Below are 14,263 nucleotides of genomic sequence, written 5' to 3' on the forward strand. Positions count from 1 at the left end.
TCGCTCCTCAGGGCGCAGCGCTCGCATCGCGGTCCCTGAGGAACGCAGCGCGGCGAACCGTCAGAGAATCGGCGCAGGCGCGTAACCGGCGGCGTCCGGGTAATCGGCGATGATCTTCTCGGCGGCGGCGACAACGTCGGCCACCTGCTGCTCCGCGGCACCGACGAACACCGTCTTGTCGGCGAGGAGCTCGTCGAGCTGTGCACGATCGAGCGGGATGCGGTCATCGCCCGCCAACCGGTCGAGCAGATCGGGCTCCCGACCCTGCTCACGCATGGCGAGGGCGACCGCGACGGCGTTCTCCTTGATCGCCTCGTGCGCGGTCTCGCGGCCGACGCCCGCCCGCACCGACGCCATCAACACCTTGGTGGTGGCCAGGAACGGCAGGTAGCGATCGAGCTCGTTGGCGATCACGGCCGGGTAGGCGCCGAACTCGGCGAGCACGGTCAGGAAGGTCTCCATGAGGCCGTCGATCGCGAAGAAGGCATCCGGTAACGCGACCCGACGCACGACCGAACAGAAGACGTCGCCCTCGTTCCACTGCGCGCCGGCGAGTTCCGCGGCCATCGAACCGTAGCCACGGAGGATCACCTGCAGTCCGTTGACCCGTTCGCAGCTGCGCGTGTTCATCTTGTGGGGCATCGCCGAGCTGCCGACCTGACCCGGCTGGAAGCCCTCGGTCACCAATTCATGGCCGGCCATCAGGCGGATGGTGTGGGCCAGCGACGACGGCCCGGCGGCAACCTGCACCAGGGCCGACACCACGTCGTGGTCGAGCGAGCGCGGGTAGATCTGGCCCACCGAGGTCAGGGAACGCGCGAAACCGAGATGACCAGCGACACGGGCCTCGAGATCGGCGAGCTTCGTGGCGTCGCCGCCGAGAAGGTCGAGCATGTCCTGCGAGGTTCCCATCGGCCCCTTGATGCCGCGCAGCGGGTAACGGTCGATCAGCTCGCGGAGTCGGGTGAGCGCGATCATCAGTTCGTCGGCGGCGCTGGCGAAGCGTTTGCCCAGCGTGGTGGCCTGCGCCGCGACGTTGTGGCTGCGTCCGGCCATCACCAGCGACGCGTATTGGGCGGCCCGGTCGACGATCCGGGCGAGCACCGCGACCCCATGTCCATGCACGTACTCCAGCGACCGCAAGATCTGCAGCTGCTCGACGTTCTCGGTGAGGTCGCGGCTGGTCATCCCCTTGTGGATCTGCTCATGGCCGGCGAGCGCGTTGAACTCCTCGATCCGCGCCTTCACGTCGTGGCGGGTGATCCGTTCGCGGTCGGCGATGGACTCGAGATCGATCTGACCGACGACCTTCTCGTAGTCGGCGATCGCACCGTCGGGGACGTCGATGCCCAGGTCGCGCTGGGCCTTGAGGACGGCGATCCACAGCTGGCGCTCGAGAGCGATCTTGTGGCGCGAGGACCAGAGCTCCGCGAGGTCAGCGGAGGCATAACGACTGGCCAGAACGTTGGAGATGGCAGGCTTCGACACGTGCACAGTGTAGTCGCGAGTGCGTGGGCCCCTGGAATCGCGGTCACCGGAACGGCGGCTGATCGGCTCGGTCTCGTGATGAGACGTAGAATCGCGCAATGCGTCGCGCGTCTTTCTCGCACTGGCCGTGCTCAATGGCTCGGACCGCCGACCTCGTCGGCGATCCCTGGACCTCACTGGTTCTCCGTGAGGCCTTCTACGGAACCCGACGGTTCGACGAGTTCCGCCGTGAGCTCGGCATCGCCCGCAACACCCTGACGGACCGCCTCCGACGCCTGGTCGACGAGGGCATGCTGGAGCGCCACCTCTATGCAAACGAACCGATCCGCCACGAGTACGTCCTGACCGACAAAGGCGCCGACTTCTGGAACGTCCTGCTGGCCATGTCCGCGTGGGGTGACCGCTGGCTGGCCGACGACGCCGGCCCGCCGGTGACAATGCGTCACACCGCCTGCGGGCACGAGACCCGAGCGCGGGTGGTCTGCGAACACTGCGGCGAGGCGATGCCGATCGAGGAGACCCGGATGTCCTTCGGCCCCGGCTACCCGGTGCGGCTGCGGGAGCGTCCCGACGTCAAGGCCCGATTCGACCGCATGTCCCGCGACTGACACTTGGATCCATGCTCTCGAGGGATCCGCACTCTCAACGTCTTGAACTCCACGGTCTCATCATGCAACCATCTGTTGTGTTAGAAGTGATCGCGAGAGATGGGACCGGCAACATGGAGTGGACAGGAACCCGGTACGCCGACGGGCCGACCGCAGAGGTGCACATCAGGGTGGCGGCGCCGCCCGCCGTTGTGTGGCAGGTCGTCACCGATGTCGAGTCGATGGCCGAGATGAGTTCGGAGTTGCAGTCGGTCCGCTGGACCGACCCGGCTGCCGAGCCGGGGGTCGGGGTCACCTTCATCGGCGCGAGCCGGCATCCGGCGATGGGCGAATGGTCGACCACCTCCCACGTCGTCGAATGGAATCCCCCCACGTCATTCGCGTGGGCCGTCGAGGATGTGGACTCCCCGTCTGCCACCTGGCGGTTCACCCTCGATCCCGACGGTGACGAAACGGTGCTGACCCAGTGGGTGCAGATGGGACCCGGCAGGTCCGGGCTCTCCGCCGCCATCGACGCCATGCCGGACAAGGAGCAGAAGATCGTCTTCGTACGGATGCGTGAGTTCGAGACGAACATGACCGCGACCCTCGACCAGATCAAGGACCGCGCCGAACGTCTCGCACAGGACGCCGCCGGCGCGACGACGACGCCGGAGGCGCGGCCATGAGGACGGCGACAACCGTCGAGGTCTCCCGGGACGCCGCCGAGACGACCACTTTCGTGCTGGAGGCCGAGCGCCTCGGACTCGACATCTGTTGGGTCGCCGAGGCGTGGGGCTCCGACGCGCCCTCCTACCTCGGCTACCTGGCTGCTCGAACCAACCGAATCCTGCTGGGCTCCGGGATCATTCAGATCGGCACGCGCACTCCGGTGTCGATTGCACAGGCGGCGCTGACGGTCGCCGAACTGTCGGAGGGTCGCTTCCTGCTCGGTCTCGGACCGTCGGGACCACAGGTCATGGAGGGCCTGCACGGAGTCGAGTTCCGGCGCCCGATGACCCGGATGCGGGAGACCGTCGACGTCATCCGGGAGGCGTTCTCCGGGGCACGGATCTCCTATGCCGGCGAGACGGTGCGCATACCGCGCACAGAGGACTCCAAACCGATGAGACTGTCGATCCCGGGCCGCGATGACATACCCATCTACCTGGCATCGATGTCGCCGAAGATGCTCGAACTCACCGGCCAGATCGCCGACGGCTGGCTCGGCACGAGCTTCGTGCCCGAAGGGTCCGCCGCCTACTTCGACCATCTCGACGCAGGATTACGTACAGCCGGACGGACCAGAGCCGACATCGATGTGTGTCAGGGCGCCGAGATTGCCATCTTCGACGATGCCGACCGCCTGGCGGAGCACGTCAACGGTCGGAAAAAAGAACTTGCATTCAGCATCGGCGGCATGGGTAACGCCGACACCAACTTCTACAACGCCGCCTACGCACGGCAGGGATGGTCCGAGGTGACCGGTGAGATCCAGAGTCGTTGGCAGGGCGGCGATCGCGAGGGTGCGGTGAAACTCGTCTCCGACGAGATGGTCCTGGCGACAACGCTGATCGGAACACGCCCCATGGTGGCCGAGCGGTTACGCGACTGGGCTGCGACAGGCGTCACCACTGTGAGGCTCTATCCGGCAGGCGACACGCTCGACGAACGGCTCTCGAATCTCGCGGAAGGGATCGAGCTCGCGGGCGCGACCGACAACGCCGCCCCCGCCTGGTGAATGCCGCAGGTCAGAGCGCGAAACACGCCCATCCGGAGCCGTATCCCTGGTGCACACGCATCACCGCGACCGGCCCCTGAACCCCGGCCTGTTTGGCGTACAGCAAGCGATCGCCGATCCGTCGGGGCACCCATCGGATCGTCGCGATGGCCCCGTCGGCCTGCGCGGCGCCGATGAACCGCTCCGGGTATCCCTGCTTGCGTTCCCAGAAGGTGACCGGCCCCGAGGCGTTGACGTCGACGGTCAGGTCGTAGAGACATCCGGTGCCGTACACCACCGACGAGAACGGTACGCCCGCGTCGATCTTGCCGACCGGGACGGCCCCGGCCGACCCCGGTGACACCATCGTCAACCCGATTGTCGCGAGACCCGTTGCGAGAGCCCCGGACAGCACAGTCTTCCTGCGTCGCCTCACTGTGTGCTGCGTCGACACGGCTCCCTCTCCACTGGTGGCTTCGATCGTCATTCCCGCGGCGCGAGGACGTCGATGACCTCGTGCAGCGCTTCCCGTGCGGCGGCATACGGGCTGACCTGCCGCTGACCGAGCGCACCGACGACGGCGCCATCCTCCACGGCGATCAGTTGACGGACGTGCATCGGCTCGGCCAGCCGGAATGATTTCTGCAGAACGTCCGAATGCATCTCTGCCAGTAGGACCCGGCGGTCGATCACCACCTCACGCAACCGCGGATACCGTGCCGCCAGGGCGATGGTCTCGTACCGCGCGGCGAGTGTCTGGATGGTCGTGTCGGGCCCGATGAAGACCTCGGCGAGCGCGTCGGCGGTTGCCTGCCCACCGCGTCGTCGTCGCGGTAGGGCATCGCGGCGCGCGGCGATGCACTCTTCGTCGTTGCGGCACACATAGGCGGCCGCCTCCGCCATCAGATCCTCCAGCGACCCGAAGTAGTAGGTGGTCGAGGCGAGCGGCAACTTCGCACGGTCGGCGACGGCCCGATGACGGACCGCATCGAATCCGCCGTCGAGCAGCAACTCGCCGGCGGCCTCGATCAGTCGGGACCGCCGTCGCAGTCCCTTCGGGGTTGCCGCCGACGTCATGGAATCATGCTGCCAAAGGCGTAACCTGCCACGGGTTGCTTTGGCAAAAGCCGTAACGCGGTCAACGAATTCGAGAACGCCGGACGAACGGGTGGACGCTGCCGGAGGCTTGAACATGCGCCGCCCGCACCGCTTCCTGGGACGATGGCCTGATGGACGACGATGCACTCCTCCACCACGCGATCGATCTCGCCGCCGCCGCCCGCGCCCGCGGCGACCACCCGTTCGGGGCGTTGCTCACCGACACCACCGGCGAGGTGATCCTGACCGCACAGAACAGTATCGAGACCGACGACGATCCGACGGCCCACGCCGAGACGAACCTGGTGCGTGCCGCCGGCCGCCGATTCACCTCCGACGAGCGGCGCTCGATGACCCTGTACACCAGTACCGAACCATGTGCGATGTGTGCCGGCGCGATCTATTGGGCCTCGATCCCGACAGTCGTGTTCGCGCTGAGTGAGGCCGATCTACGGTCGATGACCGGCGACGACCCCAAGAACCCGTCGCTGGACCTGCCGTGCCGGGAGGTGTTCGCACGCGGCGCCCGCCCGACCTCGGTACGCGGCCCGTTCGACATCCCGGCCGCACGTGAGGTCCATGCGGGATTCTGGCGAGCATCGTGATGTGAGGCAGCTCCGAATCCTAGGAGACACGCTCTAGGCGAAGTAGTGCCCCGCATCGAGGTCCTCGATCAGGCCGGGCAGTTCCGGCTTCCAGTCCATCAGTTCGCGGGTGATCGCCGCCGATGTCGGGTTGTCCACCGAGACGAAGGCGGCCAGGAACCGGAACACCTCTTCGTTGTCCTCGGATCTCACTGTGCGCGTAGGAATTCCGGCACCGCGACCGATGGCTTCGGCGATCTCCCGGATCGGGACACCCTCATCGCCCACCGCGTGCAACCGAGTCCCCGCCGGGGCACCCTCCAGCGCGAGCCGATAGAGACGTGCGGCATCGCGGGTGTGGACGGCCGGCCAGCGGTTGTCCCCGGTACCTGGATATCCGGAAAACCCGTTCTCGCGCGCGAATCCGATCAGCGACGGCACGAAACCGTGGTGGTCGAGATCGCTGTGCACCGATGGCGGCAGCCGGAGAACCGACGACCTGACGCCGCGTTCCGCCAAGCCGACGAGTGCATTCTCGGCGTCGATGCGATAGCCGCCGTCGAACGCATCCGACTCCGTTCCCGGCCGGCCGGTGACGCCCATCATCGGGATCATCGCGGTTCCCGATGTCCCGACCAGCGGCTTGCCCGTTCCGATCAGCGCGTTCCCCAGTGCGTCGAGAGCCGCCAGGTCCGCGGCCGCCGCCGACGCCAGGTCCCCCGCTGCCATCGCGTCGTGCTTGAACGCCAGGTGAATGACCCCGTCGGCGTCGCGTGCGGCGTCGGCCAGACCCTCGAGGTCGTCGAGGTCGCCGCGACGAACGACGGCGCCCTGTTCGGCCACCGCGGCGGCAGCGGCATCCGAGCGCGCGAGGCCGACGACCTGGTGCCCGGCCTGCAACAACTCCGGGATGACCGCAGATCCGATGTGCCCGGACGCGCCGGTGATGAATACCCGCATGAGACCCTCCTAGGCCCTCGTTTCGTGAGTTCGTGACCCACGTGCCGTGATGTCATGTTCTGACATCAATGACTCTACGCCTGATGTCAGGTTGTGTCATCACGTATCCTCGGACGCATGGGACGATGGCCGACGGGCTCACGCGAGCGGCTGCAGCGGGCGGCGTTGACCCTGTTCGTGGAGAAGGGCTTCGATCAGACCTCGGTCGCCGACATCTCGTCACGGGCCGGCGTGACCGAACGAACCTTCTACCGTCAGTTCGGCGAGAAGCGCGAAGTGCTCTTCGATGGCGGGAAGTCACTGGAGCTCGCCATCACCGAGCACCTTTCCACATCACCCGCCGAGGAGCGGCCACTTGAGGCCGCCGAGCACGCCCTTGTGCACGCCGCCACCGAATTCTTCTCCGACAGACTACCTTTCGCCAGACAGCGACAATCCGTGATCGACGCGAACCCAGAACTCCAGGAGCGCGAGCTGCTCAAGATGGCGTCGCTCGTCGATGCCATCCGTGACTCTCTGGAATCCCGGGACACCCCCGATATCGCGGCCCGACTCGCGGCCGAGATGGCCGTCGCCGCATTCAAGGTGGCCTTCGGCAGCTGGATCGACCCAGCCAACGACCTCTCGCTGGCAGATCTGATCCGCACCTGCCTCGACGAGATGCGAGACGTCGCAGCACACTGACCCCCTCACCACCGCCAGGTCGACACCCTGCGGTCCGGACGCTTGCTTGCCGACCTATACCCCCAGGGGTATCCTCGAATGAGGATACCCCTGCGGGTATCGCGCACATCAGCTGAAGGGGCGGACGCATGGTCGGCGATGAGGAATCGATCACGGTGGTACTCAACCGTTTACGCCGCGCACACGGCCAGTTGGCCGGCGTGATCTCGATGATCGAACAGGGCCGCGACTGCAAGGATGTGGTCACCCAACTCGCTGCCGTGTCTCGTGCGCTCGATCGCGCCGGCTTCAAGATCGTGGCGACCGGCCTGCGGGAGTGCCTGACCGGCGAGGACGCCGGGAACAGCGAACCGATGACCGAGGAGCAGCTCGAGAAGCTGTTTCTCGCACTCGCCTGACAACCGCCATCGAAAAGGAATGCTCATGCAGCTCGGATACTCGACAACCCTCACCACCACCTTCGACGACGCAGTCTCCCGAACACGAGATGCACTGGCCGAACAGGGATTCGGCGTTCTCACCGAGATCGACGTGACGGCCACCCTCAAGCAGAAGCTCGACGCCGACATGGAGAAGTACCTCATCCTCGGCGCATGCAACCCGTCCCTGGCCCATGGTGCCCTCGACGTCGACCGGCAGATCGGGCTGCTCCTGCCGTGCAACGTCGTCGTCCGCGACGACACCGACAACGCGGGCACCGTAATCGTCGAGGCGATGAACCCCGACATCATGGTCCAGGTCACCGATGCACCGGGCCTGGGGGACGTCGCCGCCGCCGCAGCGGAGAAATTGCAGGCCGCCATCGCGGCACTGACCAGCTGACCGAGACCCGACTTCCGCGCAGGTCCGCCTGACGAGTGCACCGATGACTGAAATGACATAAATTTGTGTTATCTCAGTCATCGGTGCATAGTTGGTTCATGCCCGATGACGCACAGCTCACCTTCGCCGACCACATGGCCCGCTACTACGCACGACGATTCAGCTTTCCGCCCATGGTCGGACGGGTCATCGGCTATCTGTCCGTATGCGACGCGCCGGGACAGAGCATCGCCGAACTGAGCGAGGCACTGCTCGCCAGCCGCAGCGCGATCACCGGCGCCATCGAGAACCTCGAGAACCTCGGCGTCGTCAAACGCACCCGGACGGCAGGCGAACGTATGGACCGCATCGCCATCGACCTGTCCACACCGCGATCGCTGGGTTTCGACATGACCGAGTACGAGGAGTTGGCCGACCTCGCCCGCGAAGGCCTCGAGATCGTCGGGGACGCGCCCGCAGAACGTCGAGCAGCGCTGTCCGAGACAGCGGCGCTCGCCGACTTCCTCGTCGACCGGATTCCTGCGCTCTACGAGGAATGGAAGAAACACCGGGCAGCTCTGGTCATGTCGGGTGACCTCTACGACCCGAACGCCGACAGCACATCCGACGAGGACGGAGACCGGAAATGAATCCACGAAGTGTGCACGACACGGCGATCGAGGCCCGGGGACTCGTGAAACGCTACGACGACAAGGTCGTCCTCGACGGGCTCGACCTGACGATCCCGCGGGGCGAGGTCTTCGCGCTGCTGGGGCCCAACGGGTCGGGCAAGACGACGACGGTGAACATTCTGTCGACCCTGATAGACGCCGATGCCGGACGTGTCGTCGTCGGCGGCCACGACCTGGCCGACAACCCCAATGGCATCCGATCCGTCATCGGCGTCACCGGGCAGTTCGCCGCCCTCGACGACCTGCTGACCGGACGCGAGAACCTGCAGCTGATGGCCGATCTGAATCATCTCGGCCGCGGCCCCGGCCGTGCCCGCGTCGATGAACTGCTCGCCGAATTCGACCTGGTGGACGCCGCCGACCGCGCGGTGTCCACCTACTCCGGCGGCATGCGCCGACGCCTCGATCTCGCCATGACCCTGGTGTCGACACCGGAGGTGATCTTCCTCGACGAGCCGACCACCGGACTCGACCCGCGCAGCCGGCGGACCTTGTGGGACACCATCAGCGGGTTGGCGCGCGACGGGGTGACGGTCTTCTTGACGACGCAATACCTCGAAGAGGCCGATCGTCTCGCCGACCGCGTCGCCGTCCTCGACCAGGGCTCGATCGTCGCCCAGGGGACGCCGTCCGAGCTGAAGGGCCTGGTCCCCGGATCGTCGATCCACCTGGTCTTCGCCGACGACGAGACCTTCCACCGCGCTCAGGCAGTGTTTGCCGACGCCGCCGCCGTTCCCACCGCACGCCGACTGGACCTGTCCACCGACGACACCGTCCGTTCCCTACGAGAAGCACTGGGGCGCATCGAATCCGAGCAGCTCGACCTCATCGACGTCTCGGTGCACACCGCCAGCCTCGACGACGTCTTCTTCGCCTTGACGGGCCGCGCCGAACCGCGAGCCGATGACGCACCCACCCCGCACGAAGGAGCCGCCTGATGTCCACGCTCACCTACGCCGTCGAGGACTCGACGACGATGTTGCGCCGTAGTCTGCGTCGCATCATCCGCTACCCGTCGATGACGGTGCTGCTCATCGGCATGCCGGTCGTGTTCCTGTTGCTGTTCGTCTATGTGTTCGGCGGGCAGTTGGGCGCCGACATGGTCACGCCATCGGGCAACACCGGACGCGCCGCCTACCTCGATTACGTGGTACCCGGCGTCCTGCTGATCACGGTCGCAGCGGCGGTGCAGGGCACATCGATCTCCGTTGCCATGGACATGACCTCCGGGATCATCGCCCGGTTCCGGACGATGGCCATCAGTCGGTCGTCGGTGCTCACCGGGCACGTGATCGGGAGCCTGCTCCAGACCCTGGCCAGTCTGGTCGTGGTACTCGCCGTCGCCCTCGCGCTGGGCTTCCGCCCGTCGGGGACAGTGGTCGAGTGGCTGGCAGCATTCGGCCTGCTGACCCTCTTCTCGGTGGCGTTGATCTGGCTCGCGGTGTATCTCGGGCTCTCGGCGAAGAGTGTGGAGACCGCCAGCAACACCCCGATGTTCCTTACCCTGCTGCCATTCCTGGGTAGCGGCTTCGTGCCGACCGAGTCGATGCCACCCGGTCTGCGTCAGTTCGCGGCGTATCAGCCGTTCACGCCGGTCGCGGAGACCCTGCGCGGCCTGCTCACCGGCACCGCGATCGGAACCGGCACCGCCGTCGCCGCGCTGGCGTGGAGCTTCGGGATCGCCGCCGTCTGCTGCGTTGCCGCTCTCCGGACCTACGACCGTCGTCGCGTCGCCTGATCCGGATGCGACGCAACTGCCCCGGGTGATGCGCATCACCCGGGGCAGTACGCATCACCGAGTCTTGTTGCGCCACATCCGTCACACACCTCGGCGTGGCGGATCCGGCGTGTTTCGATCCGGTCGCCCCGCACCAGTAATCTGTGGAGTCGATGAAGCCCCAACGCGACTCACCGAGACGTCCGACTGACCCGACCGAGCTCCGTCTCGGCCGGGTCACTCGGCGTTCGGTGCTGGCCGGGGGCTTCGGTGCCGCCCTGATCGGCGGCCTCGCGGCGTGCTCAGGTGAGCAACCCCCCAAGGTCCAGCCCCGCAAGCTGGAGACTCGCGCCGCCGACGACGAGCTGCCGTCGGAGACCAGCCCACAAAATATTGCGAGCGGCCCCCCGCTGGTCACCGGCAGTTTCGTCTCGGCGAAGATGGGCGGACGGCAGACCCGATGGGCCGTCGCCCGGCCGAGCGGTGTCTCGGGCCGACTCCCCGTCGTCGTCGTGCTGCACGCGCTGAACACGAACGAGAAGTCCATTTTCTCCTCGAAGCTCGAGATGCAGAACGTGCTGCAGAAGTACGTGGACGCCGGCAATGCACCGTTCGCGCTGGCCGCTGCCGACGCCGCGCGCAACTACTATCACCCCCGCGCCGACGGCACCGATGCTGCGGCGATGATCCTCGACGAATTCCTGCCGATGCTGGCGTCGAACCCGCAACTCGATCTGTCGACCGAGCGAATCGGACTGTTCGGCTGGTCCATGGGCGGATACGGCGCGTTGCGGCTGGCCGCGCTCCTGGGAGCTCCACGCGTGGCCGCCGTCGCCGTGTGTTCTCCGGCGTTGTGGGCAGACCCGCGCAACTATCCGCCCCGCGCCTTCGACTCGCTCGAGGACTACCAGGCCAATTCTCTCTTCGGCCAGCAGGCCGCCTTCGCCAGGATCCCCCTGCTGATCGATATCGGTTCGTCCGACCAGTTCTTCACCTACACGCGTCAATGGGCGGCCGGACTCCATCCGCCGGCGGCGTTCGGCACGTCTGCGGGCGGGCATACCAATCGCTACTGGCGCAGCGCGCTCCCCGAACAGGTCGAGTTCCTCGGCCGCAACCTCGCCCGGTAACCGCACACCCCCACTCCCCCTCCCGCACCCTCCCCGCCAACCCCACCCCGCCAACCCCACCCTGCCAACCCCACCCCGCCAACCCCACCCCGCCAGCCGCGACGGTTCCCGTCATCCGCGACGGCATTCAGGGGGCGCGGATGACGGGAACCGTCGCGGCTGGCGGGAAGGGGGCTGGGGTGGGAGGGAGAGTTGGGTGGGTCAGAGGGTGATGCGGCCGTCGAGGGCGGCTTTCCCGATGTCGGTGCGGTAGTGCGAGCCGGGAAGTTTGATGTTCGCGATCCGGTCGTAGGCCTGAGCGCGGGCCTCGGCGAGGTCGGCACCCGTCCCGACGACGGCGAGTACCCGCCCGCCGGCGGAGACCACCGCGCCGTCATCGTTGCGCGCGGTACCCGCGTGCAGCACCCCGTCGCCCTCGGCGCCGGCGATCACGTCGCCGGTGCGCGGCTTACCCGGGTAGTTCTCGGCCGCGACGACCACCGTCACGGCGGCACCATCGGCCCATTCCAGCGGCGGCAACTTGTCCAGCGCTCCGGTGGCGGTCGCGTTGAGCGCCTGCCCCAGTGGGGATTTCAGCAATGCGAGGACGGCTTGGGTCTCGGGATCACCGAACCGGCAGTTGAACTCGACGACGGACGGGCCATCCTTGCCGATCGCCAGGCCGGCATAGAGCAGACCGGAGAACGGGGTCCCACGCTTGGCGAGTTCCGCGGCGACGGGCTTCACCACGTCGTCGACGATCTGCTGGGTCACCTCGTCGGGCAGCCACGGCAGCGGCGTGTACGCGCCCATCCCGCCGGTGTTGGGCCCGGCGTCGTCGTCGCCGACCCGCTTGTGGTCTTGCGCGGGGATGAGTGGCACCACCGTGTCGCCATCCACCAGGGAGAAGAGCGACACCTCGGGGCCGTCGAGGAAGCTCTCCAACAGGACCGGATGGCCGTTCTCCAGTAGTTCGGCCGCATGGTCGCGCGCGGTCAGCCGATCGGTGGTTACCACCACGCCTTTGCCGGCCGCCAGTCCGTCGTCCTTGACCACCCAGGTCGGGCCGAATCGGTTGAGGGCCGCATCGAGCTTGGCCGGGTTGTCGACGATCTCGCTGTGCGCGGTCCGCACCCCCGCGGCCGCCATGACGTCCTTGGCGAAAGCCTTCGATCCCTCGATCTGAGCCGCCTCCGCACCCGGGCCGAAGGTGGCGAAACCGGCGTCGCGCAACGCATCCGCGATTCCGAGGACCAGTGGCACCTCCGGGCCGATGACCACGAGGTCGGCAGCGATGCTCGTCGCCAGCGCCACCACCGCCTCTGCGGCCGCGACGTCGACGTCGTGATTGGTGGCGATCGCGGAGGTCCCGGCATTGCCGGGCGCGACGTGCAGGGCGGTCACCGACGGGTCCGCCGACAGTCCGATGAGCAGGGCATGTTCGCGGCCGCCCGAGCCGATCACGAGTACGCGCACGGTGTCGACTCTAGTGGGCGGTGTCGGCGGGCGGCTTGGCGCGGTGAATCGTGCACGGACCGATCAGGAGTGGTCGGCGACCTCGACCCCCATCGACGCCAACACCTCGGCACGTCTCGGCACACCCATGACCTCGTCGATGACGACGATCAGCACGGGCGCCAGGGTCGTCACGACCACCGCGACCACCACCGACACTCCGGCGGCGGCGAGCCAGACACCGGCGACGAGGCAGATGCCCGCGCCCAGGGCGAGGATCACGCTCAGCGGGTCGAACGGAAGCAGGTAGTCGTACAGCGCGAGCAGACCGACACAGTAGATCCCCAGCGGCACGGCGAGCGTGGCGACCACCGCACCCGGGCCGATGTGGGCCTCGTGCTCGATGTAGAGGGCCGCGACATGCAGACCGGCTCCGACCGCGGCGGCAGCCATGAAGATCACGATGTGCCCGTACCCCCAGACGAAGCTCTTCTCCCGATGCGCATGTAGCGCATCGCCGACCGGGATGATGAAGTACATCCACCACATCGCGAAGGTGACACCCATGGCGGCCAGGCCGAGAACCGCCGTCTCCACGGACCAACCCTCGACCTCGATGAGCGCCCCGAGGACCGCAACCGTGCCGACCACACCCTCGCCGAGGGTGATGATCGTCAGCAACGAGTAGCGCTCGGCGATGTGATGGGGATGCCAGGGTGTTCCACCGCCTTTGCGCTCGCCGAGGTAGGGCCCGAGGAGTTCGACCAGGATGCAGCCGATCATCGCGAACAGGGTCGCCAGCGGCCGCATGTCGGCGATCAGCACGCCGACCCACCCGATCTGTGCGAGCAGGGTCATCGCGGCGTAGATCAGAGCTACGCGCCGATGCTGCTCGCTCTGCACCGCGACACGCAGCCACTGCGCGACCATCCCGACGCGCATCACGATGTATCCGATGACCAGGACCCGGTTGTCGACGTGCTCGTGATGGCCGAGTGACTCGAAGATCGGCGGGATGCCGAGCGCGATGATGGCGACGCCGATCATCTGGACCAGGGTCACCAGACGAAAGAACCAGTCGTCGGTGTCGAATGCCGAAGCGAACCAGGCGAAGTTGATCCACGCCCAGATCGCCGCGAACGTGCACAGCAGGTAGCCGAAGATGGCGACCTGATAGTGCCCCTCGGCGAGCTGATGGGCGACCTGCGTCCCCGCTGTGGAGAAGGCGACCACGAAGACCAGGTCGTAGAACAGCTCGAGACTGGTGGCGGCGCGGCCCTCCTCATGGGGGTCGCGTCCGGTCATCCGCCGTATGGGGTGTCCGATCGTGAAGCTCACGATCGGAACTCTAACGACATTTGGGGGCGC

17 protein-coding genes are annotated in these 14,263 nt (G+C 67.1%); 11 read left to right on the plus strand and 6 right to left on the minus strand.

Annotation, left to right across the window (positions count from 1 at the left end; genetic code table 11):
• Window positions 1–60 precede the first annotated feature (60 nt).
• A complete protein-coding gene (gene purB / locus ACPXCG_RS05730; protein WP_425789926.1) occupies window positions 61–1,488 on the minus strand; it encodes an adenylosuccinate lyase in 1,428 nt (475 codons plus the stop codon).
• Between the two features lie 98 nt (window positions 1,489–1,586).
• Here purB and ACPXCG_RS05735 point away from each other — a divergent pair, with 98 nt between their 5' ends.
• From ACPXCG_RS05735 to ACPXCG_RS05745, 3 genes are all read left to right on the plus strand, one after another.
• Window positions 1,587–2,096, plus strand: coding sequence for a winged helix-turn-helix transcriptional regulator (locus tag ACPXCG_RS05735; protein WP_425789927.1), 510 nt, complete (start codon window positions 1,587–1,589; stop codon window positions 2,094–2,096).
• Between the two features lie 113 nt (window positions 2,097–2,209).
• Complete coding sequence (locus tag ACPXCG_RS05740; RefSeq protein WP_425789929.1) at window positions 2,210–2,764, plus strand: SRPBCC family protein; 555 nt, start codon at window positions 2,210–2,212, stop codon at window positions 2,762–2,764.
• The gene (locus ACPXCG_RS05745) at window positions 2,761–3,816 is read left to right on the plus strand and encodes an LLM class flavin-dependent oxidoreductase (protein ID WP_425789931.1); all 1,056 of its coding nucleotides are present in this window, start codon (window positions 2,761–2,763) and stop codon (window positions 3,814–3,816) included. Before ACPXCG_RS05740 ends, ACPXCG_RS05745 begins: the two co-directional genes overlap by 4 nt.
• Before the next feature lie 10 nt (window positions 3,817–3,826).
• Here the strand turns inward: ACPXCG_RS05745 and ACPXCG_RS05750 are convergent, their stop codons facing one another.
• A complete protein-coding gene (locus tag ACPXCG_RS05750; RefSeq protein ID WP_425789933.1) occupies window positions 3,827–4,162 on the minus strand; it encodes a hypothetical protein in 336 nt (111 codons plus the stop codon).
• A 116-nt stretch (window positions 4,163–4,278) separates the two neighbouring features.
• Window positions 4,279–4,872: a TetR/AcrR family transcriptional regulator gene (locus tag ACPXCG_RS05755; protein ID WP_425789935.1), complete on the minus strand. Its 594-nt coding sequence runs from the start codon at window positions 4,870–4,872 to the stop codon at window positions 4,279–4,281.
• 152 nt (window positions 4,873–5,024) lie between these two features.
• Here ACPXCG_RS05755 and ACPXCG_RS05760 point away from each other — a divergent pair, with 152 nt between their 5' ends.
• Window positions 5,025–5,498 carry a nucleoside deaminase gene (locus ACPXCG_RS05760; RefSeq protein WP_425789937.1) on the plus strand — a complete coding sequence of 158 codons (474 nt, stop codon included), beginning with the start codon at window positions 5,025–5,027 and terminating at the stop codon, window positions 5,496–5,498.
• 33 nt (window positions 5,499–5,531) lie between these two features.
• Here the strand turns inward: ACPXCG_RS05760 and ACPXCG_RS05765 are convergent, their stop codons facing one another.
• Complete coding sequence (locus ACPXCG_RS05765) at window positions 5,532–6,437, minus strand: SDR family oxidoreductase (protein WP_425789939.1); 906 nt, start codon at window positions 6,435–6,437, stop codon at window positions 5,532–5,534.
• A 117-nt stretch (window positions 6,438–6,554) separates the two neighbouring features.
• On the opposite strand from ACPXCG_RS05765, the gene ACPXCG_RS05770 reads away from it, so the two are divergent.
• From ACPXCG_RS05770 to ACPXCG_RS05800, 7 genes are all read left to right on the plus strand, one after another.
• On the plus strand, window positions 6,555–7,121 hold the full coding sequence (locus ACPXCG_RS05770) for a TetR family transcriptional regulator (protein ID WP_425789941.1): 567 nt from the start codon (window positions 6,555–6,557) through the stop codon (window positions 7,119–7,121).
• A gap of 128 nt (window positions 7,122–7,249) precedes the next feature.
• A complete protein-coding gene (locus tag ACPXCG_RS05775; protein ID WP_425789943.1) occupies window positions 7,250–7,519 on the plus strand; it encodes a metal-sensitive transcriptional regulator in 270 nt (89 codons plus the stop codon).
• Between the two features lie 25 nt (window positions 7,520–7,544).
• Window positions 7,545–7,943: a DUF302 domain-containing protein gene (locus tag ACPXCG_RS05780; RefSeq protein WP_425789945.1), complete on the plus strand. Its 399-nt coding sequence runs from the start codon at window positions 7,545–7,547 to the stop codon at window positions 7,941–7,943.
• A 98-nt stretch (window positions 7,944–8,041) separates the two neighbouring features.
• Window positions 8,042–8,572 (plus strand): GbsR/MarR family transcriptional regulator, encoded by a 531-nt coding sequence (locus ACPXCG_RS05785; RefSeq protein WP_425789946.1) that lies wholly within the window; start codon window positions 8,042–8,044, stop codon window positions 8,570–8,572.
• Window positions 8,569–9,552, plus strand: a complete 984-nt coding sequence (locus ACPXCG_RS05790; protein WP_425789948.1) for an ABC transporter ATP-binding protein — start codon at window positions 8,569–8,571, stop codon at window positions 9,550–9,552. The genes ACPXCG_RS05785 and ACPXCG_RS05790 overlap by 4 nt, the downstream gene beginning before the upstream one ends.
• On the plus strand, window positions 9,552–10,352 hold the full coding sequence (locus ACPXCG_RS05795) for an ABC transporter permease (RefSeq protein ID WP_425789950.1): 801 nt from the start codon (window positions 9,552–9,554) through the stop codon (window positions 10,350–10,352). The genes ACPXCG_RS05790 and ACPXCG_RS05795 overlap by 1 nt, the downstream gene beginning before the upstream one ends.
• 152 nt (window positions 10,353–10,504) lie before the next feature.
• Window positions 10,505–11,461 carry an alpha/beta hydrolase-fold protein gene (locus ACPXCG_RS05800; RefSeq protein ID WP_425789952.1) on the plus strand — a complete coding sequence of 319 codons (957 nt, stop codon included), beginning with the start codon at window positions 10,505–10,507 and terminating at the stop codon, window positions 11,459–11,461.
• A gap of 201 nt (window positions 11,462–11,662) precedes the next feature.
• Here ACPXCG_RS05800 and purD read toward each other — a convergent pair whose 3' ends face one another.
• Together purD and ACPXCG_RS05810 are read right to left on the minus strand one after the other, a co-directional pair.
• On the minus strand, window positions 11,663–12,916 hold the full coding sequence (gene purD, locus ACPXCG_RS05805; RefSeq protein ID WP_425789954.1) for a phosphoribosylamine--glycine ligase: 1,254 nt from the start codon (window positions 12,914–12,916) through the stop codon (window positions 11,663–11,665).
• A gap of 63 nt (window positions 12,917–12,979) precedes the next feature.
• Window positions 12,980–14,200 (minus strand): low temperature requirement protein A, encoded by a 1,221-nt coding sequence (locus ACPXCG_RS05810; RefSeq protein WP_425790505.1) that lies wholly within the window; start codon window positions 14,198–14,200, stop codon window positions 12,980–12,982.
• Window positions 14,201–14,263 lie beyond the last annotated feature (63 nt).

This window comes from Gordonia sp. DT218 (assembly GCF_049847105.1).
Lineage (GTDB): Bacteria > Actinomycetota > Actinomycetes > Mycobacteriales > Mycobacteriaceae > Gordonia.

Excerpts from the sequence above, each read along its gene's own strand:
- ACPXCG_RS05755 (WP_425789935.1), bottom strand. The coding sequence starts at position 4,872 with ATGACGTCGGCGGCAACCCCGAAGGGACTGCGACGGCGGTCCCGACTG.
- ACPXCG_RS05780 (WP_425789945.1), top strand. The coding sequence starts at position 7,545 with ATGCAGCTCGGATACTCGACAACCCTCACCACCACCTTCGACGACGCA.
- ACPXCG_RS05800 (WP_425789952.1), top strand. The coding sequence starts at position 10,505 with ATGAAGCCCCAACGCGACTCACCGAGACGTCCGACTGACCCGACCGAG.
- ACPXCG_RS05790 (WP_425789948.1), top strand. The coding sequence starts at position 8,569 with ATGAATCCACGAAGTGTGCACGACACGGCGATCGAGGCCCGGGGACTC.
- ACPXCG_RS05770 (WP_425789941.1), top strand. The coding sequence starts at position 6,555 with ATGGGACGATGGCCGACGGGCTCACGCGAGCGGCTGCAGCGGGCGGCG.
- ACPXCG_RS05785 (WP_425789946.1), top strand. The coding sequence starts at position 8,042 with ATGCCCGATGACGCACAGCTCACCTTCGCCGACCACATGGCCCGCTAC.
- ACPXCG_RS05765 (WP_425789939.1), bottom strand. The coding sequence starts at position 6,437 with ATGCGGGTATTCATCACCGGCGCGTCCGGGCACATCGGATCTGCGGTC.
- ACPXCG_RS05745 (WP_425789931.1), top strand. The coding sequence starts at position 2,761 with ATGAGGACGGCGACAACCGTCGAGGTCTCCCGGGACGCCGCCGAGACG.
- ACPXCG_RS05775 (WP_425789943.1), top strand. The coding sequence starts at position 7,250 with ATGGTCGGCGATGAGGAATCGATCACGGTGGTACTCAACCGTTTACGC.
- ACPXCG_RS05740 (WP_425789929.1), top strand. The coding sequence starts at position 2,210 with ATGGAGTGGACAGGAACCCGGTACGCCGACGGGCCGACCGCAGAGGTG.
- ACPXCG_RS05760 (WP_425789937.1), top strand. The coding sequence starts at position 5,025 with ATGGACGACGATGCACTCCTCCACCACGCGATCGATCTCGCCGCCGCC.
- ACPXCG_RS05750 (WP_425789933.1), bottom strand. The coding sequence starts at position 4,162 with ATGGTGTCACCGGGGTCGGCCGGGGCCGTCCCGGTCGGCAAGATCGAC.
- ACPXCG_RS05795 (WP_425789950.1), top strand. The coding sequence starts at position 9,552 with ATGTCCACGCTCACCTACGCCGTCGAGGACTCGACGACGATGTTGCGC.
- ACPXCG_RS05810 (WP_425790505.1), bottom strand. The coding sequence starts at position 14,200 with ATGACCGGACGCGACCCCCATGAGGAGGGCCGCGCCGCCACCAGTCTC.
- ACPXCG_RS05735 (WP_425789927.1), top strand. The coding sequence starts at position 1,587 with ATGCGTCGCGCGTCTTTCTCGCACTGGCCGTGCTCAATGGCTCGGACC.